We start from the raw sequence: 18507 nt of genomic DNA, 5'->3' as shown, positions 1-18507 counted from the left end.
AGCCTACCTAAGACTCAGCACAGCATTAAATAACATTGATTAGCCAGTATTATCTATGACCAATATTTACAATAAACCTTGTGACATCGACCGCGAACATGTTCGCCTTGCCAGTGAATTTTTAGCCGAACAAGGGGTGAGTGAATTCTTCTATGGTATAACAACCAAGTCATTAATGCCTGCGACCAATGAATTTAAAAAACTACGCCGACGGATGCCAAATGAGATGCTTAAGGCAAGATATGGCATCAGTTCCAGTGACAATATACGGATGTACCGTCACCGCTATCTGCAACATTTTGCCGCCGGTGATGAAGCCTACTTCGACAAAAACCTTCCCGGACTGAATATTTGGCGTGACCCAGACTATAGCGGTGGTAAAGGCGAGCAGTTTAAGCGCCTGATGGATGAGTATGGCATCGTCAGTCGTGCTCTATGGCTGTTGCCCATCAAATACAACCCTGACTGGTATGCTGTGTTTGTTATGTTTTCTCCACTGGACAGAAAAACACTCAGCCAGAAACTCAACGCTAATAGTGAACAAATTGACTACCAACTAAAACTCTACTCCAGCCTGTTCAATGAACAGTGTATCGCTCAGCTCAATCCCATCACTAACTTTAACTGCCTCTCTGCCAAGGCTCTACAGGTGCTGGAACTTACCGCACAGGGATACTCATGCGAGGAGATAGGCGAAACTCTGGTGATGACAGAGAGCGGTGTTCACTATCACCAGAACCGTCTCAAAGATTTGTTTAATGCCAAAAATCGGGCCCAACTGGTGAGCTTTGCTCACTCATTAGGCGTCTTAGATTGATTTCGATAGCCAAGGCTCGGTAATCAGAGTTCGGTAAACTATGTCCTGCAACAGCCCTGTAACTAGAGCCCTGTGACAAAGTCTCTATTAACGGACGCATCTAAATCACTATCTGTAGCTGTTCTATTGCAGCTCATTAATGGAATCAACCCACTTGTGTTATGAACCGTGGCTGTTTTCTTTGCAGTTCGTCACGCTTTACATCCCTTTTCAAATAGATATCACAGCCTCCCCACCAAATCCAAAACCCTGCAAATCTGACTAGGGTTTCAGTTATCAAGTTTCGCTACGCTTAACTCGGCCAATAATTCAATTAAAAACCCGGATCCGATTAACACTACGAGAGATGATAATGAAAAAAATACTTAGCAGTGCGCTACTACTCGGCCTGTTAACTGGTTGTGGTAGTGATGACACCACTGAAACACCCGTTATTCCTGAGCCTAAAAAGCCCAAATACCTCACCCTGGACATTAAACCCGAAGCAAAGTTCGAAGGCAGCTTCAATGTTTATCTGGGCCGTTTCCCCGACCCTCTTAAAGATTGGCTGCAGAGTGAAGATGCACGCGATCTCAATGATGATGGCCATATCGATGAGAGAGATGCACATAAAGACGGTGTCTATAACCCTAAGGCTACACCAATTGTCATCGATGCCACCAAGATGCATCAACTGCTCAGCACAAATCCCGATGGGTTGGGAGCCGGTAGTGCTCGAGGTGATATTTTTGTTGATGGTCATTACTCTGTATTTGATGCACTTCGTTATCTGGCCGTTACCCGTAATGACCTGAAGCTCGAATCCATCATCTCACCACAAAACAGCGGCCGGGATACCTATGAGTTCACCCTATCCTGGGATAGCAACGCAGATGGAGTATTCGACGAACAAGATAATGACCTTAAGGATAATCTGGTCATTTATGATAACTATATGGGCACTGACTGGCATTTTCGGTTCACCTTCGATGGTGGTGACCTGACTACGCTTAATGGCACACTCGATGGCCTGGGGCCTCAGGGTGAAGTGACCTATGGCCGCATGGATCAGTTTTGGATCCAACCGGGAATGAATATACGTTTCCAGCCGTTTTCACCTGAGATGACCCAGCGCCGACATTGGGTTCAGGACAGAGAGATGACCCGCCTGGCTGAAAATGGTGGCAAGGTGGTACTCCCACTACTGCGTTTAGTGCCCTCTATGAAGCGGGCACCGACGGATCTGATAAACCTCGAAGTTACGCCTCACAATATGAGACCGGATATTTTTCAAAGCGGCGTGATAACCAAGATGGATATCTTCCTCTCGGCAGCGGACGCGGATACAGACATAGCATTCAACTACTGGCCCTCTCTCTCTACAGGCGCCGAAGTAGGACATTTTGCACTATTCAGAGCGCTGGAAGTCGCATCGGAAGTGGGTCGTGGTTGGACAACTGCATATGGTGATATGGCGGTTCAGGGTGACTTTAATGCTCACTCAAAATGTGACTTTTCATCACCCGCCGGTGGCGGGCAAGATATCCTGGTTGACCCGGAGCACTGTCGCCTGGACTGGAACTCAAATTTTGGCGGCAATGCACTGCATATCATGCCGGATGTCGGGGTAATGAACCAACCGGTTGGCTTTGCCATGGCTGCGATTAAGTCACACTATGAATTATTTGGCATGACTGAGTATTCAGGTAAAGAGGTTACCGAACGTGATTTCAGTCCACAGGAGGATGGCAGCGATGTGATGACGCTTCAGGTATTCCCGCTGCCGAAAGATAACCAAGGGTCGATGCTGAAAGAGAGCCATTTTGGTTGGGGAATTGCCGATTGCACCGAGTGTCATAACGAAAGTAAAGATCCTAGTGGACATGGCGGATATAGCTGGCCGATAAACAGTAGTGACGGTTTCGATGTCACTCAGCCTTACTATTGCGCGACCTGTCATGGCAATAACGGCGCACCATCGGCCCATGGAGAAACCGCTCGCTGTTTCTGGTGTCACGCCGGAGAGTCCAAACCGGCTCACCATGGAGAGGCGTCGACGCAAAAACTCTATCAGGGCGATGCGATTAAGAGTAATGATCACATCTACAACGATCCCAATGAACTTAATGCCCTACCCAGAGACAAAGACGGTAACTATAAGGCCTATGAGAAGGTCTGGAGCTCGGTTAATTCTGACTGGGACATGAGCCGGGTGTTCCCTGACCCATACTCCTGTATGACTTGTCATAAGAATTCGGCTGAATAATTCGAGTGACATATTCAACCAACTCATTTAACCAGTAACTGTCATATCCAGCACAAGAGCCTGTATACTCATATGTATCAGGCTCTTAAAATTCTTAATATAATACAGGGCAAATACTGTAATTATTTTCACTAGCACAATCGAACACCATACAACTTAACAGGCTAACTAAGACAAATAACGATTATCATGGATACGATCGATACAAAACCTTGTCAGGTTTCACCGCAGCAGATGCAATTAATCAGTGACTACCTGATTCAATTCGGGATCACTGAATTTTTTTACGGGATCACCACAAAAAACAGAATGCCTCAGGGAATTGATTTTAAAAAATTGAGCCGTCGTGTCCCCAAAGAGATGCAGAAGGCCCAATACAGTGTCTTTTCGAGTGAGAAGATACGACGCTTCAGGCACGACTACCTTCAATCTTTTGCCCGTATAGATGCCGGTTACCAGGAAAAAAATGTCATGGGATTGAATATCTGGCGCGATCCCGATTACAGCGGTGGTAAAGGTGCCCAATTTAGGAAGTTGATGGAGCAGTATGGCCTCAACAGTCGTGGCGTTTGGTATTTTCCGGTTAAATACCATAGTGATTGGACCGCCGTGTTTGTCTTCTTCTCTAACCTTGAGCGAAATGAGCTGACACAGATGCTTAACGACAACATCGAGGAGATAAACGCCCAGCTGCAGCTGTTTTCAAGCTCACTCAACGAGCAATTTATCACCCAGATAAATCCAATCACAAACTTTAACTGCCTTTCAGATAAAAGCCTGAAGGTGTTGGCACTTACGGCCGAGGGCTATGCCTGCGATGAGATAAGTCATAAGCTGATGCTTACTGAAAGTGGTGTGAACTACCACCTCACACGACTGAAGGAGCTGTTTCATGCCAAAAACCGTGCTCAACTGGTCAACCTGGCCCACACATTGGGGGTGCTGGATTAAGCCGCTTTGGTTTTTGGTTCCGAATCGATATAACATGGAGGGAGCACGATTCCCTCTTACGAAGCAAAGTAACACATAAACTAATCACAATATTGAGGAAGGTTGTGGCATCGCGTTCAGAATCCCTATCTGAAAGGCGCGACTTATTAACTGCACCCTGTTCTTAGCCCCAAACAGCACCTTCATCCTGTCAATATGATAATTGACTCCCCTTTCAGTTAAATAGAGTGACTTGGCAATATCCGGACTCGAGGTGCCCTCTGCCGCCAACTTCAATATCTTAATACTGGTCGTTGTCAAACAATTAAAATTAAATATCGGATTTAACAGATGAATATATTTACTCGAAAAAAATTCTGCATAGACCTGCAGTAGTCGGTCTATTTTTTCTCTGTTTTCATCTATTGCCACCTTCAAGTCCTGATCACTTAGCGATGAGTGAAGCATAAACATATTCATCCAACTGGGATGGTATTTAGAGGGTAACAACCAGGCGACCCGGCTGTTTATCTCATTATCTTTCAGTAAATTAAGTAACTGAGCCTGGCTCGCATCGGGTTGCCGCCAGAGATTGGGGCCGACGACTTTCTTTTCGAAGTAGTACTCATCATGACGAGCAAATACGTTGAGATAGGCGTCTCTGTAGAGTCTGGTTCTCTCGTCAGAGAAAACAGCATAATGAACTTTAGCCATCTCTAATGGTAAGCGTTTCTCCAGCTTCTTAAAGGGGTGTACCTGACCCAGATTAATATTGGAGGTAATACCATAAAAGAAGCCATTGATCCCTAAGGCTTCCAGAGAAGCAAGAAAGTCTTGAATAATACCGACAGACAGCGGGCAATTTTCAGTCAAAATAGTCACCAGGTAGAAACATTGTGAAAACAAACACATTTTAGTTTGAATCGAATCATCATGCATGACCGCCATCACACTTGATTCTGTGCAAAGCAATTAACTGTCAGAAATACCAGTGCCAGAAATGTTCAGCGAGTGAAAAATGCTTACTCCTTAATAACAGAGAAGTAACCTATGAACAAACTCCTATTAGCCGCACTCCTATCTGCGGTATTAGTTTCCGGCTGCAGTGAGGACAGTAATGATACTGCATCGTCACCAGTCGTTCCCCCATCACCGGCAAAAGAGTATTCGACTATCGATGTCACCCCTGCAGCAAAATTTGAAGGCTCTATTACCGTAAGATTGGGGCGGTTCGATGATAAATACAAAGCCTGGCGTTTGAGCGGTGAGGCGAAAGACATCCATAACGATGGTCACATCGATGAAATGGATGCTCAGGCGCTAAAAATCGTCAACGAGCTCGAGCCAGCCATTGTTATTGATGCTAAAAAGATGCACTCCTTGCTGCAAACCAATCCCGATGGACTCGGAAAAGGATCGGCAAGAGCGGACATTTTTGTCAACGGTCACTATTCTGTATTTGATGTTTTACGTTACCTGGCTCTAACCCGTGATGATATTAAGCTCGAAAATGTTATCGACTATAAAGATACCGATCTTGATACTTATCAATTTACCATCTCCTGGGATCAAAATGGTGATGGGATCTTCGATGCGCAGGACATCGAAAGTTTTAACAGTTCAGGCTGGCATTTTAGATTTAAATTTGATGGTGGTGAGTTACGCAGAATAACCGGCAGTCTTGACGGAGTTGGCCCCGAGGGGGAAGCCCACTATGAACGCATGGATCAGTTCTGGGTACAACCCGGAATGGATCTTAGATTTCAGCCATTCAATGCAGAGATGACTGCAAGACGAATATGGGTGATGAAGCAAGAGATGGAACGATACCGACAGGCAGGAAATAAGGTAATACTCCCAGAGCTTGTTGCCTCATTCGACGGTGGCAAAAGCTATGAAACATTAGTGACAGATCTGGAAGTCACGGCCCATAATATTAGGCCCGATATCTTTCAGCCCGGCGTCATAACAGGAATTGATGCATTCCTGTCGGCTAAAGATATGGAACACGATTTTGTGATCAATTACTGGCCAACCGTCGCCAGTAAAGCGCCGGTAGGACATTATGCCCTGTTCAGCGTAAACGGAAAAAACTCCAGGGTTGGCGCAGGCTGGACAACCCGCTTTGGTGAGAAGTCTACTCTCAATGACTTTGCCCCATTTACAAAATGTGATTTTGGCAGTGACGGGACTCAAAACGGTGAGCCTAAGGTGAGCCATAAGGCTTGTTGGGCGGAGTGGAATACCTATTTCGGGGGCAATATGCTTCACCTAATGACAGATGTCTGGGTGATGAATCAAGCCGTCGAACAAGTCCATCTCATCTATAAGAGTCATTATGATATTTTCGGTATGGAGGAGTTCAACGGCAAGATCCCAACTGAGCGAGACTTCAGCCAATCCAATGATGGCAGTGACATGGTGTCACTCAGAACACTATCTCTTCCAAAACCAGAAACATCGACACTGCCGATATTAAAAGAATCACATTTTGGCTGGGGGATCGCCAATTGTGAAAGCTGCCACAATGACAAGCTCCCCCAAGGCCATGGCGGTTATTCATGGCCGGTTAACAGTGTCGATGGCTTCAATAGCATTCAGCCTTACTATTGCGCCAGCTGCCATGGCAGCAACGGAGCACCATTGGGCCACGGCGAAACGGCCCGTTGCTACTGGTGTCACTCAGAGGACCAATTACCAAAAAATCACGGAGAAGCCTCAGTAAAGCAGTGGCTCCGCGGTGCAGAAAACCTGGAAGGTAACTGGCATAACTATAATATTCCTGCTTCGACTCTGCCCAGAGATGCTGCAGGCAACTATGCCCCCTATACCGAGATCCTGAGTACAATTAACTCTGATTGGAACATGAGTAAGTCGTTCCCGGATCCATACTCCTGTATGACCTGTCACCCAAACCCTGAATAAACCAGAAACGAGCAGATTCACTCTCAACCACAAACCGCCCTTAATGGGCGGCTTGTTATATTCAAAATCTTCATCCATTCAAATACAACACCCACTCCAAACAATACCTTACGCAAACACCGATATTGGCTTAACGACTTTGTCTGGCATACGCCGTGAATAAAGCGGCGCGCTTACAGCTCGATTAACTATACTAATACCCACGAGCGTAACTCATGTCGTACTCGAACCACCAACCAATAAACCTAAACTGATGGACCAAAGGAATCAGGATCCCATTAAATTAAGGAATAAAGGAATGACCCGCTAACTTTGAGGAAAATAAGTTATGCAAACACTAGCTCGAATTCCCCTATTAGCAGCGATAGCTGCACTAGTGATATTGTCATACAGCCCCCCGTCAGCTTGGGCAAAAAAAGCAGAGAAAGCAGAGACATACGCGACCATTGAGTTTTCACCCGGGGCAACCGTGCCAGCAGGCACCATGGTAAAAATCACAGGCAGAGCCTTCTGCGATGAATCCCTCGGAGCAATTTGCTTAGCTCAGCATCAAGAACTCACAGTGGGTAAAATCCAGATAACGCCGACTCTCGATGTTACCGATGCGCATGTGGATTGTGTCTCTGGCGATCCGTCCGAGGACAACATTGGCATGGGCGCACCTGATTTCAGTGTTGACTTCGTTACAGCCGGCCTTGGAGGGCAGACTCTGGGGTTCCAGGTCCATTATGTAACCCCTGGGGGAAAGGATGGCCCGAAAAACAGTTTCAGTGTTTGTGTCGATCTAGCCATTACCCAGTCCGATCCCCTGCCCGATGATACTCTGAGTTATGGACAGGGCTTTTACGGCTCATCCCCCACGGGTGAAGCAGTTGTCGCTCAGTTGATTGACGAGCAGACATGTATTGTTATCAACGATATTCTCGTCGCTATTCCTGTCGACATCGGTTTTGAAAGCCAGGCTTGTGAGACATCAGACGATTTTGAATCACTTGCCCTGTTCCTAACCGGCGAGGTGGGTAGTCAAGGTGGTAATAATGATGATGGCTTCCTGACTGCCGGTAACCCATCTGAAAATGGACCGGGTCTGAATCTGGCAGCACAGAAGATAACCCTCCTTCTCAACCTTAATCTGGACGCGCTTGAAGAACTCCCGATTGAACCTGGATATTTCATTAATATCAATACGATACAAGACCTCGTCGCGGGTAAACCCGGCCCATTTGTTGACCCTGTATTCAATAACCATGACCTCTATGATTTCTGCGAGGATACGGTCGATGATGGCCATGATATCTGTGATCCAGGCAGCTTAGTGTTATCAGAACTTGGTGAGCTGGTACAAGCACTTGATGAAGTACAAACCACTGTCGAAGATATTTGCACCGCTGCCCTGTCTATGTTAGAAAACGATTTTCCTTCGATTTTGGTGAATGGTGTTGAAGTGAGCCGTGGCGATATGACCGACATCTTGGGCTTGATAAACGAGTCCTATGATGAAGGCGTTCCCAGCGGGTTTATAACTATGGGTGATGTTGATTAATCGAAACCCTGGGGGTTATATCCTTATCCGCTGTAAGTTGCCTTAAATACGAAAAGCCCCGGCATTTCTGTTGGGGCTTCATCTTATTCCCGTTTAGAAAGAGTGGCGGAGAGATAGCGTTCTGTAAAAATTAGGAACCCTAGGGTTCATATCCGTATCCGATTTATTCGTTTTTGTTTCATTAATTTATAAAACGAAAAAGCCCCAGCATTTCTGCAGGGGCTTCATCTTAATATGGCGGAGGAATAGGGATTTGAACCCTACATATTAGTGCTATAAACCTATTACTATTGAGACCTAGCAATTTTAGACAAATCTACTTGACCACCAGATAGCAAAAAGCCCGATATCTTACGATATCGGGCTTTTCTTAATGTGGCGGAGAGATAGCGTTCTGTAAACCTTAGGAACCCTGGGTTCAATTTCATATCCTTTAATACGAAAAAAGGCTCATCATTTCTGATGAGCCTTTCGTCTTTAATGTGGCGAAGAGATAGCGATCTTTAAACATTAGGAACCCTGGGTTCATATCCTTATGAGAGTTGACTAACTCTTGCTTTAATAGCCAAATACGAAAAAGCCCCAGTATTTCCGCTGGGGCTTCATCTGAATGCGATGGAGAGATAGCGGTCTTTAAACATTAGGAACCCAAGGGGGCATATCCGTATTCATTTAACTCGTTTTAGATTAATTAATTTATAAAACGAAAAAAGGCTCATCATTTCTGATGAGCCTTTCGTCTTGAATGTGGCGGAGAGATAGCGTTTTTTAAACATTAGGAACCCGGAGTTCATATCCATATCAAGTTAAACAAATTCTGAAACGAAAAAGCCCCAGCATTTCTGCTGGGGCTTCATCTAAATGTGGCGGAGAGATAGGGATTTGAACCCTAGACGGGCTATAAACCCGTGCCGGTTTTCAAGACCGGTGCATTCGACCACTCTGCCATCTCTCCGAACGCCGCGAATCATATAGCGACTCGATAACGATGTAAAGTCCTTATCTCTGTTTTTTATTCAAATTAGTGTGTTCGGATAAATTTCAGTCAAGATCCAGCTTATCTTGCTTCATTGCGACGCGGGCAGGATCCGGCATAACAAATTCTTCCCGTACTTTCTCCCATGATTTGCTGTTTCTTAACTTGTAACCGGCAATGACACCAAAGGAGCAGATTAAGATCCCAAATCCAATCGCAACTTCACCATAGCTTGCCCAGATAGCAACGAGACTAGAGGCACCAAAAGCGATACTGATCTGTAGGAAGTTCTGCAGACCCGCCGCCTTTGCGGCATGCTTGGTAAACTCCTGAAGGGCACTGTTGACCACAATCGGATAGATTGCACCATTTGCACCGGCAAGGATTGAGAATGAGATCAGCAGAGGTAGAATACTGTCCATTTTAACTAGCAATGAACAGGCGACAATCGCCACTACACACAGACCAAAACAAGTCAGTAAGACGCTGAGTGATTTTTCTGTACCCACTTTACGAATTAAAATCTTACTCGCATAGCCACCGACAATAAACATGATGGTCTGTGGTATGAAACTTAATCCGATCTCTTTAGCCTGATATCCATGCTGCTCCATAACAATCGGCCAAACGGTTAAGTAGGCAAAGAATGCACCAGAACAGGCACCAAAGATGATCACATTGCCCAGATACTTAGGGTTATTCAATAAGTTCCAATAAGTGAGCTTTTTTGTCCCCTCTTGTGCAGTGCTCGTCACTTTTTCTTTTGGCACAAACAGAACGGTTAGCAACATAAGAAAGATAGCTAAACAAGTTAAAATCAAAAAGATAGTCGGCCATCCACTAATTTCAAGTACGAAAGCTCCCAATAGCGGAGCTAATGCGGGTGAAAGTGCGACAAGCGGCATAATGTTAGAAAAAACACTCTGGGCTTTAGTGGCGTCATATTTCTCGATAACAATGGCTTGCCAAATGACACCCGCACTGCACGCACCTAGTGCCTGAAAGAATCTGGCAATGTTAAAAGAGAGCACGGTTTCACTCGATGCAAGTGAAAAGCTCGCTGCTGCGAAAATCATAAGACCTAATAGCAGTGAGTTACGTTTTCCTATACGCTGTACTAATGGTCCATACAGGAGTTGTCCTATGGCCAAACCGGCTAGGAAACAGGTTAACGAGCCTGCGACTTGAGCAGGGGTTGCTTGCATAGAATCTTCTATCGCTTTAAATGCCGGAAGGTACATATCGGTCGCGATAAAACCCAACATGCTGAGCAATGCAAGGTAGCCTAAAAAGAAGAAGTACTTGGTGTTATTAACTGGATTCATATAAATATTTAATCTGATGTTTACTGAGGATCCGGAGTCTAAATACTTGCTTAAATGATGTGAAACGTTTATTTTTGACATCAGCTTTCAATAATTTTCACAGCAAGGAACTGGTGGTATGCTTTCTGAACAATCACTCCAATTAATCGATATGGTCGCTCGTGTCGGGAGTTTCACCGCCGCGGCCAACAAATTGCACAAAGTTCCATCGGCCGTCAGCTATGCGGTAAAACAGGTTGAAGAGGAACTTGGCGCCATATTATTTGAACGCCACCATCGTAGTGTAACGCTCACCCCGGCTGGCGAATCCTTCGTAAAACAGGCAAGGTCTATTCTCACCAATATGGCTGCCATGAAAGATGATACCAAGCGAGTATCTAATGGTTGGCAACCCACACTTTCTATCGCGTTAGATAACATGGTCAGAGCCGATAAAATAAGTGTATTAATTGCCGATTTCTACCGCCACTTCACCGACGTAGAGTTGATCATTCGAATAGAAGTGTTCAACGGCGTATGGGAGTCAATTGCCAATGGGCGCAGCGATATTGCTATCGGAGCAACGACGGCAATTCCAGTCGGTGGTGATTACCACTTCAAAGATATGGGCGACATAAAATGGGCATTTTTAGTCGGTAAGAGGCACCCTCTTGCAGAGGTTGACAGACCACTAACCGATGATGAATTGCGTCAATACCCTTCAATCTGTCTCGAAGATACATCAAGAGAGATCCCAAAGCGTATGACCTGGTTACTCGAAAATCAGCGTCGGTTAGTAGTGCCTGACTGGATACGTGCTATTAACTGTTTCAGGGAAGGTCTCGGTGTGGGTTACATGCCAATGCATTTTGCCGAGCCCTTCATCAAAGCTGGCGCACTCATACAGAAAGAGTTAGTCACGAAAAAATCACCGAGTCCCTGTTGCCTGGCATGGAACGGTGCCAACATGTCACCGGCTATGTCATGGGTACTTGAATACCTGGGTGATAGTGAAAAGTTACATAAAGACTGGTTCCATTAAACCAGAATCTAGGCCAATTTAAGCTTCAATTAAGGTTCAGGGAAATAGAGGCTGATGAGTCGACGAAAATCGATTTTGTCACTTTAACCCTGTTTCCAGCTGATGTATGATTCAATAACTTAAGATTTACTTGAGCACTGACTTAGTCCATAAATTTAAAAACTAAATCATAGTTAATGGAACTCTTTTGATTTAGGTTAATCTAAACAAGATGGTTAGTGATCGTCCCAGAAGTTTTCGGAGAGCAATATGACACAACAAACACTCTATTCTACAGGAGCTTCCACACTGGAAGTGAACAAGCTCCTGAAAAACACCTACATGTTACTTTCGATGACATTGGCATTCTCTGCAGTTTGTGCAGGTATTGCAATGGCATTACAGATTGGCCCTATGCTCTCTATCGGTATGTCACTTGGTAGCTTAGCGATTTTATTTGTGACATTGAGAAAAGCTGAATCTGCTGCGGGTCTGTTTTGGGTATTCGCCTTCACAGGTATGCAAGGTGCCTCACTGGGTTATATTCTTAACCATTACGCTGGCATGGCAAATGGTCCAGAGTTAATCATGCAAGCACTTGGTTTGACTTCGGTGATCTTCGTGACCTTATCGGGTTATGCCATCACAACTAAGAAAGATTTCTCATTTATGAGAGGCTTCCTTATTGCCGGTCTAGTGATCATGTTTGTCGGCTTGCTGGTTAATATGTTCTTGGGCAACAGCATGGTATTTATGGCGCTTAACGCGGGTATCGCATTGTTGATGACAGGTTTCATTCTTTATGACACCAGCCGTATCATTAATGGCGGCGAGACAAATTACATCCGCGCCACAATCTCTCTTTACCTGGATTTCCTTAACCTATTCATCGCTCTACTTCATCTAATGGGTATCGGCGGCGACGACTAAGGACACATACTTTTATTGGATGAACTAGTATTGGTTTATCATGCCAAATAATGGCATATCCAAAATAACGTGTTTCAGTAGTGCATTTTCAGTTAGAATAGCCCCATTATCGGGGCTATTTTTTTGCCTGCCTATCTATCTATCATCAATATAGTATTTGGTTAAATGAGTAAATTCATCATTCAGGTCAACGGCGCAGCCTATGCGAGTTCGGCCAGCTATAATGCCTACCGCTTTGCGAAAGCCGCACTGGAGTCAGGTCACGAGATTGAAAGAGTCTTCTTCTATCAAGATGGCGTGCTTAATACCAATACTCTTAACAGCCCGGCTTCAGATGAATTTGACCTGACACAAGCCTGGGTGTCGTTGAATCAGAAATATGAAGTTCAGCTGGTTAATTGTGTCTCGGCCGCTCTTAGACGAGGCATCTTGTCTCAAAATGAGGCCAAAGAGAATCAGCGTAAACATTGGAACATGGAAGAACCGTTCGAGATGGGCGGCTTAGGTGAGCTGGTTACAGGTATAGAGACTGCAGACAGAGTGATAAGCTTTTAGGGCACGATTCTTTTAAGACACTATTATTTTAAGATCCTAGGAATGTGTGATTGTTGATGAGCAGATTAAAATGAAAAAAGTCGCGATACTATTTCGTCGGGCGCCCCATGGTTCTCCCCATGGCAGAGAGGCATTAGATCTCGCTCTCTTGAGTGCCAGTTTCGAGCAGGAAGTGAGTTTGATTTTTGTCGATGACGGCGTGCTTAACCTTGTCAAAGATCAGCAACCTGAACGTGTTGGCGCGAAAGATTATATTGCCACTTTCGGCGCCCTCCCCCTGTATGATGTGGAGACTGTACTTGCCTGTGAAGAGTCTTTGGTTGAGTATGGACTTGATTTGACAGACCTCACCATTGAGGTAGATAAGGTATCCCCATCATTAATCACTGAGCAACTATCGAAGGTTGATGAGGTCTTGGTATTCTGATGAATTTACACCATATTCAAACATCGGCAAAACAAGATAATGCGCTCGCATGTTGCATTAAATACATGGATAAACAGGACTCGATACTGTTGTCCGGAAATGGCGTGAATAGTCTCTTATTGTCACAGTGGCGAGAAAGACTAGCCAATATCAGGGTCATGTTACTCATCGACGATGTCGAAGCTCGTGGATTGAGCCAGCGGTTTGAAGACTATACCCTTATCGACTACGACACATTCGTAAAAGAGTCTTTAACGCATGACAAGGTGATCACTTGGTGATGAGTACTATCATCCTAGTGCTATCATCTTTGTCAGTTTGGCTGGACATCAGCCCTTTAAACATTAGTCAGATCAGTTATGGATCTAACAGGTCCAGAGGTTAATAGCAGTTGAATAGTTTTGAATATAAAGGCGAGCAGATTGAAACCGATACTCAGGGCTACCTTAAGCAGGTTTCACAGTGGAACGAAGAGATTGCCGAACTCATAGCCGCACAGGAGGAGATCACGCTCACTCCGGCTCATTGGGAGGTCATTCACTTTGTGCGTGATTTCTATTTAGAATACAAGACAAGCCCGGCAATACGTATACTGGTTAAAGCCATCGGCCAAAAGTTAGGTGCCGATAAGGGTAACTCTAAGTACCTGTATACTCTATTCCCTACTGGCCCAGCTAAACAAGCGACTAAGGTTGCAGGTTTACCTAAACCGGCGAAATGTATCTAGCCTTCCTGAATCTGGCGAGCATCATAGATGTCGCCAAACAACCTTTGTACTCTAATTTTGCGTATTTCAATAAAAAACCCGAAGCTTCTATAATGAAATTTCGGGTTTTCGCTTTTCAGGTGATATAAAAGTCAGGTAATGTTCTTTATAACCAGTATTGCAGCCTTCCCGAATGCAGCGAACATAACAGCGCCGAAAACACAGATGATCGCCACATAGGTAAGCCACTGAAAGTAGCGCCTACCATTATCCATTGCACTTAATCCTTTGTTTTAATTATTATTTTACTAACGTTTTGTAAGTGATTTTTAAAAGCTATTGTTACTAGCTATATTTACAAATTAAAGTTTACAAATTACTCGTTCTAACCAGAATGATTCTAACCAGATTAGGCACTCACCTAAATATGATGAATGCCTAAGTAGATTATGGCTTTAACCGATCTTTTCTAAACCGCCCATGTATGGACGTAAAACTTCAGGTACTGTGATGCTACCGTCTTCATTTTGGTAGTTTTCAATTACCGCTACGAGCGTACGACCTACAGCGAGTCCGGAGCCATTTAATGTATGTAATAGTGCAGGTTTTTTCGCTGACTTAGCCTTGTAACGGGCTTGCATACGACGAGCCTGGAAGTCTTGCATGTTGCTACAAGATGAGATCTCTCTATAGGTGTTTTGAGCTGGTAGCCAAACTTCAATATCGAAGGTTTTGCTTGAACCGAAGCCCATGTCGCCCGTACATAAAACAACGGTACGATAAGGAAGTTCCAGCTTCTGAAGAACCGTTTCTGCATGACCTGTTAATGAATCTAATGCAGCCATAGAATCTTCAGGCTTAACCAATTGAACCAGTTCAACCTTGTCGAATTGGTGTTGGCGGATCAAACCACGAGTATCACGACCGTAAGATCCCGCTTCACTTCTGAAACAAGGTGTATGAGCAGTCAACTTAACCGGAAGATCTGCTTCATCGATGATGGTATCGCGCGCGATATTAGTTAACGGTACTTCAGCCGTTGGGATAAGGCTTAGACCTTGGCCTTCTTCAGTTGCAGGCTTGGTATGGAAAAGGTCTTCACCAAATTTAGGTAGCTGACCCGTACCAAGCAAGCTCTCTTCATTAACCAACAGAGGAACATAGGCTTCAGTATAGCCATGCTCTGTCGTGTGAAGGTCCAGCATGAACTGCGCCAGTGCTCTGTTCATGCGGGCAATTTGCCCTTTCATGATAATGAAGCGTGTACCGGTAATTTTAACCGCGGCTTTAAAATCTAATCCACCTAAAGTTTCACCGAGTTCGACGTGATCTTTCACTTCAAAGTTAAACTCTTTAGGTGTGCCCCAACGTCTAACCTCGACATTTTCACTTTCATCGGCACCGGCAGGCACAGATTCGTCAGGTAAGTTTGGCACACTCATGGCAATAGCATTCAGTGTCTCGAGTAACTCTGCCAGCTCCTGCTTCTTTGTATCGAGTTGCGAACCAAGATCGCCCACTTGAGCCATGATAGGTGCAACATCTTCCCCTTTCGCTTTTGCTTGTCCAATGGATTTGGATATTGCATTACGGGAAGCTTGCAGCTCTTCAGTCGCCATTTGCAACGACTTTCGCTTTTCCTCTAACTTACTTAGACGCTCAACATCTAGAATAAAACCGCGGGTTGCCAGGCGCTCGGCCGTAGCTTCTAATTCTGTACGTAAAAATTTTGGATCTAACATGTTTTATATTCTTAATAGTTAAATGCGAGAAAAAACCAACTGCTGTCCCAAATAGACCATGAATATACATAGGCAGAGGTTCAGAGCGATATTAAAAAATGCCTTTATCCAAGCACCACTCTGGATCAATAACAGAGTCTCATTGGAAAAAGTTGAAAATGTAGTAAGCGCCCCTAAAAGCCCAACACCAACCAACGCCTTAATTTCAGGACTCACTTGACTGACTTGGCCGAGGGCATAAATTGTACCCATCAGAAACGAGCCGATGACATTAACTAACAGTGTACCAAAAGGAAATGCTGAGCCAAATAGCTGAAGCATGAAAATTGAGAGCAGATAGCGAAAAACTGCCCCAATTGATCCACCCAGCGCGACAAATAGAATATTATTCATACCGTTTGATCTCACTGTCTCTATCAAGTTGCGCCAAATGTTCTAATTTAGCTTTTATTCGCTTCTCAAAACCATGTTCCGTCGGGTAGTAAAACCGGGATTCTGCCAAACCTTCGGGGAAATAACATTCACCGCTCGCATAGGAGTTTGGCTCATCATGTGCGTAGCGATAGCCTTCGCCATATCCGAGGTCTTGCATCAACTGTGTGGGTGCATTACGTAGGTGCTCAGGAACGGCTTCTTGACCTGTTTCGCGGGCTAATTGTCTCGCGGCTTTAAATGCCGTATAGACTGAATTACTCTTTGGAGCACTCGCGAGGTAAACTATCGCCTGAGCGATGGCTCTTTCCCCTTCCGATGGTCCGACGCGGTGGAAACATTCCCATGCGTTGAGTGCCACCGTCATAGCCACCGGATCGGCATTACCGATATCTTCAGACGCAATGGCCAGTAATCGACGTGCGATATAAAGAGGATCACATCCTCCTTCCAACATTCGGCAAAACCAATACAAGGCCGCGTCCGGCGCAGAACCACGAATGGATTTATGCACAGCGGAGATAAGATCGTAGAATTGATCGCCATTTTTATCGAAGCCTGCCAGTTGTTGACCAGCAACTTCTATGATCATCTCCTCACTGAAACTGCCACCATCGGCAAGCATATCACTCATCAATTCAATCAGGTTTAATGCCTTACGCGCATCACCTTCAGATACATTGGCGAGCTTTAGCGCAACATTATCCGGGATCAGTAACTTACGCTTACCCAGACCGCGCTCCTCATCTGTCAGCGCCTGTCTAACGATGTGCACAATCTCATCGTTCGTCAACTTCTTAATCAGGTAAACCCGTGCACGCGATAACAGGGCATTATTGATCTCGAAAGAGGGATTCTCTGTCGTCGCACCAACGAATATCACAGTCCCATCTTCGATGAACGGAAGAAAGGCATCTTGCTGACTCTTATTGAAACGGTGCACTTCATCGACAAAGAGTAAGGTTCTTTGTCCTCTGGATTCGGCAACATTCTTTGCGTGCTCGATAGCAGTGCGGATCTCTTTGACACCCGATGTCACTGCCGAAATGCGTTCGACATGCGCATTGGCATAGTTAGCCACTAACTCTGCCAACGTTGTCTTTCCGGTACCAGGCGGTCCCCAGAACATCATAGAGTGGGCACGCCCGGCCTCGAGGGCTTTACGAAGGGGTTTCCCCTCACCTAAAAGATGGGTTTGACCAATATACTGAGATATGGTTTCAGGCCGCATTCGAGCGGCCAAAGGCCTAAAGTCGGGCGCAAAATCGAAACTAAAACTTGACACTAAATTGCCTTAATTGACGGTATTAAGACGCTGATCATCGATATCAACATCATCCGGAACGGTAAATTTAAACATGGAGAGCTCGTCATCGCTGATGGCAGTTTGATCCGATAACATAAATTGGCTTACATTGCCCTGCTGGTCTTGCAGCACCATTTGGGTCAGGGTGTTTCCGTCGAAACACACATCGACCGATTCAACCCCCGCATCGACACTCTTCGGAGCGATACTAAAACACCCCTCTTCATTTGTTACAGTGTATTTTGACCAGGTTTCTTCATCCCGATGAACCAAAAGTGCAATCGGCGATGCATTGATTGCTTGATTGAGATCCATCACAGAGACCTCTTCTGCAAATGGATTATAGATCCAAACATCACGTCCATCGGCAACGATTAATGATTCATCCGGCTCCGTGAGATGCCAATAAAATTGATTCGGATAAGCCAGTGCAAATACACCACTCCCTTTCTGGATCTCTTTTTTATTAACATCAGTCACTGTCTGGGTAAAGTTTGCCTTTAGGGTCGATATCTCGGCAAGTTTTGCTTTTAACACTCCTGACTCACTGGCCTGAGCGTAACCCGAGACCAATAGTGGCAGACTGATAGCGAGTATTGATAGGGTCTTTCTCATTGTCATTCCTTAAAACTATTGTTTATCTCCAAT

At 45.0% G+C, this 18507-nt stretch carries 17 protein-coding genes and 1 tRNA gene; 11 read left to right on the top strand and 7 right to left on the bottom strand.

Features of this window, described 5'->3' with window-relative positions:
- Positions 1 to 55 precede the first annotated feature (55 nt).
- From SSED_RS11210 to SSED_RS11200, 3 genes are all read left to right on the top strand, one after another.
- Positions 56 to 817 carry a helix-turn-helix transcriptional regulator gene (locus tag SSED_RS11210; protein ID WP_012142488.1) on the top strand — a complete coding sequence of 254 codons (762 nt, stop codon included), beginning with the start codon at positions 56 to 58 and terminating at the stop codon, positions 815 to 817.
- A 352-nt stretch (positions 818 to 1169) separates the two neighbouring features.
- Complete coding sequence (locus SSED_RS11205; RefSeq protein WP_041421649.1) at positions 1170 to 3062, top strand: hypothetical protein; 1893 nt, start codon at positions 1170 to 1172, stop codon at positions 3060 to 3062.
- A gap of 189 nt (positions 3063 to 3251) precedes the next feature.
- The gene (locus SSED_RS11200; RefSeq protein WP_012142486.1) at positions 3252 to 4013 is read left to right on the top strand and encodes a helix-turn-helix transcriptional regulator; all 762 of its coding nucleotides are present in this window, start codon (positions 3252 to 3254) and stop codon (positions 4011 to 4013) included.
- Between the two features lie 84 nt (positions 4014 to 4097).
- On the opposite strand, the gene SSED_RS11195 is transcribed toward SSED_RS11200, so the two are convergent.
- Entirely contained in the window at positions 4098 to 4865 is a 768-nt protein-coding gene (locus SSED_RS11195; RefSeq protein WP_190273202.1) for a response regulator transcription factor, read from the bottom strand.
- 177 nt (positions 4866 to 5042) lie between these two features.
- Here SSED_RS11195 and SSED_RS11190 point away from each other — a divergent pair, with 177 nt between their 5' ends.
- Both SSED_RS11190 and SSED_RS11185 read left to right on the top strand, forming a co-directional pair.
- The gene (locus SSED_RS11190; protein WP_012142484.1) at positions 5043 to 6917 is read left to right on the top strand and encodes a hypothetical protein; all 1875 of its coding nucleotides are present in this window, start codon (positions 5043 to 5045) and stop codon (positions 6915 to 6917) included.
- A gap of 328 nt (positions 6918 to 7245) precedes the next feature.
- On the top strand, positions 7246 to 8460 hold the full coding sequence (locus SSED_RS11185) for a hypothetical protein (protein WP_012142483.1): 1215 nt from the start codon (positions 7246 to 7248) through the stop codon (positions 8458 to 8460).
- Between the two features lie 864 nt (positions 8461 to 9324).
- Here SSED_RS11185 and SSED_RS11180 read toward each other — a convergent pair.
- Both SSED_RS11180 and punC read right to left on the bottom strand, forming a co-directional pair.
- A tRNA-Ser gene (locus SSED_RS11180) sits at positions 9325 to 9415 on the bottom strand.
- A gap of 86 nt (positions 9416 to 9501) precedes the next feature.
- Positions 9502 to 10761, bottom strand: coding sequence for a purine nucleoside transporter PunC (punC, locus tag SSED_RS11175; protein ID WP_041421647.1), 1260 nt, complete (start codon positions 10759 to 10761; stop codon positions 9502 to 9504).
- A 118-nt stretch (positions 10762 to 10879) separates the two neighbouring features.
- Between punC and punR the strand changes: the two genes are divergently transcribed.
- The 6 genes from punR to SSED_RS11145 all read left to right on the top strand — a co-directional run bounded on the left by punR (position 10880) and on the right by SSED_RS11145 (position 14400).
- Positions 10880 to 11782, top strand: coding sequence for a DNA-binding transcriptional activator PunR (gene punR / locus SSED_RS11170; protein ID WP_012142481.1), 903 nt, complete (start codon positions 10880 to 10882; stop codon positions 11780 to 11782).
- 249 nt (positions 11783 to 12031) lie between these two features.
- Positions 12032 to 12691 carry a Bax inhibitor-1/YccA family protein gene (locus SSED_RS11165; protein ID WP_012142480.1) on the top strand — a complete coding sequence of 220 codons (660 nt, stop codon included), beginning with the start codon at positions 12032 to 12034 and terminating at the stop codon, positions 12689 to 12691.
- Positions 12692 to 12856: 165 nt separating this feature from the next.
- Positions 12857 to 13246, top strand: a complete 390-nt coding sequence (gene tusD, locus SSED_RS11160) for a sulfurtransferase complex subunit TusD (RefSeq protein WP_012142479.1) — start codon at positions 12857 to 12859, stop codon at positions 13244 to 13246.
- 70 nt (positions 13247 to 13316) lie between these two features.
- Positions 13317 to 13673, top strand: a complete 357-nt coding sequence (gene tusC, locus SSED_RS11155; protein ID WP_041422111.1) for a sulfurtransferase complex subunit TusC — start codon at positions 13317 to 13319, stop codon at positions 13671 to 13673.
- Entirely contained in the window at positions 13673 to 13954 is a 282-nt protein-coding gene (gene tusB, locus SSED_RS11150) for a sulfurtransferase complex subunit TusB (protein ID WP_041421646.1), read from the top strand. The genes tusC and tusB overlap by 1 nt, the downstream gene beginning before the upstream one ends.
- Positions 13955 to 14064: 110 nt before the next feature.
- Positions 14065 to 14400: a TusE/DsrC/DsvC family sulfur relay protein gene (locus SSED_RS11145; RefSeq protein ID WP_012142476.1), complete on the top strand. Its 336-nt coding sequence runs from the start codon at positions 14065 to 14067 to the stop codon at positions 14398 to 14400.
- Between the two features lie 434 nt (positions 14401 to 14834).
- On the opposite strand, the gene serS is transcribed toward SSED_RS11145, so the two are convergent.
- The 4 genes from serS to lolA are packed head-to-tail and all read right to left on the bottom strand — an operon-like array spanning position 14835 to position 18474.
- A complete protein-coding gene (gene serS / locus SSED_RS11135) occupies positions 14835 to 16121 on the bottom strand; it encodes a serine--tRNA ligase (RefSeq protein WP_012142475.1) in 1287 nt (428 codons plus the stop codon).
- Between the two features lie 18 nt (positions 16122 to 16139).
- Complete coding sequence (gene crcB / locus SSED_RS11130) at positions 16140 to 16514, bottom strand: fluoride efflux transporter CrcB (RefSeq protein ID WP_012142474.1); 375 nt, start codon at positions 16512 to 16514, stop codon at positions 16140 to 16142.
- A complete protein-coding gene (locus SSED_RS11125; protein WP_012142473.1) occupies positions 16507 to 17838 on the bottom strand; it encodes a replication-associated recombination protein A in 1332 nt (443 codons plus the stop codon). The genes crcB and SSED_RS11125 overlap by 8 nt, the downstream gene beginning before the upstream one ends.
- Positions 17839 to 17847: 9 nt before the next feature.
- The gene (lolA, locus tag SSED_RS11120) at positions 17848 to 18474 is read right to left on the bottom strand and encodes an outer membrane lipoprotein periplasmic chaperone LolA (RefSeq protein ID WP_012142472.1); all 627 of its coding nucleotides are present in this window, start codon (positions 18472 to 18474) and stop codon (positions 17848 to 17850) included.
- Positions 18475 to 18507 lie beyond the last annotated feature (33 nt).

Origin of the sequence: Shewanella sediminis HAW-EB3 (assembly GCF_000018025.1) — a bacterium.
In the GTDB taxonomy this organism is placed as follows: Bacteria; Pseudomonadota; Gammaproteobacteria; order Enterobacterales; family Shewanellaceae; genus Shewanella; species Shewanella sediminis.
Note: the sequence above shows the minus strand (reverse complement) of the source record. Positions and strands in the feature narration are given on the sequence as shown.

Coding starts and splice junctions, on each gene's coding strand:
- SSED_RS11190 (WP_012142484.1), top strand. CDS start 5,043: ATGAACAAACTCCTATTAGCCGCACTCCTATCTGCGGTATTAGTTTCC.
- tusC (WP_041422111.1), top strand. CDS start 13,317: ATGAAAAAAGTCGCGATACTATTTCGTCGGGCGCCCCATGGTTCTCCC.
- punR (WP_012142481.1), top strand. CDS start 10,880: ATGCTTTCTGAACAATCACTCCAATTAATCGATATGGTCGCTCGTGTC.
- tusD (WP_012142479.1), top strand. CDS start 12,857: ATGAGTAAATTCATCATTCAGGTCAACGGCGCAGCCTATGCGAGTTCG.
- crcB (WP_012142474.1), bottom strand. CDS start 16,514: ATGAATAATATTCTATTTGTCGCGCTGGGTGGATCAATTGGGGCAGTT.
- SSED_RS11165 (WP_012142480.1), top strand. CDS start 12,032: ATGACACAACAAACACTCTATTCTACAGGAGCTTCCACACTGGAAGTG.
- serS (WP_012142475.1), bottom strand. CDS start 16,121: ATGTTAGATCCAAAATTTTTACGTACAGAATTAGAAGCTACGGCCGAG.
- SSED_RS11200 (WP_012142486.1), top strand. CDS start 3,252: ATGGATACGATCGATACAAAACCTTGTCAGGTTTCACCGCAGCAGATG.
- SSED_RS11185 (WP_012142483.1), top strand. CDS start 7,246: ATGCAAACACTAGCTCGAATTCCCCTATTAGCAGCGATAGCTGCACTA.
- SSED_RS11205 (WP_041421649.1), top strand. CDS start 1,170: ATGAAAAAAATACTTAGCAGTGCGCTACTACTCGGCCTGTTAACTGGT.
- punC (WP_041421647.1), bottom strand. CDS start 10,761: ATGAATCCAGTTAATAACACCAAGTACTTCTTCTTTTTAGGCTACCTT.
- lolA (WP_012142472.1), bottom strand. CDS start 18,474: ATGAGAAAGACCCTATCAATACTCGCTATCAGTCTGCCACTATTGGTC.
- SSED_RS11210 (WP_012142488.1), top strand. CDS start 56: ATGACCAATATTTACAATAAACCTTGTGACATCGACCGCGAACATGTT.
- tusB (WP_041421646.1), top strand. CDS start 13,673: ATGAATTTACACCATATTCAAACATCGGCAAAACAAGATAATGCGCTC.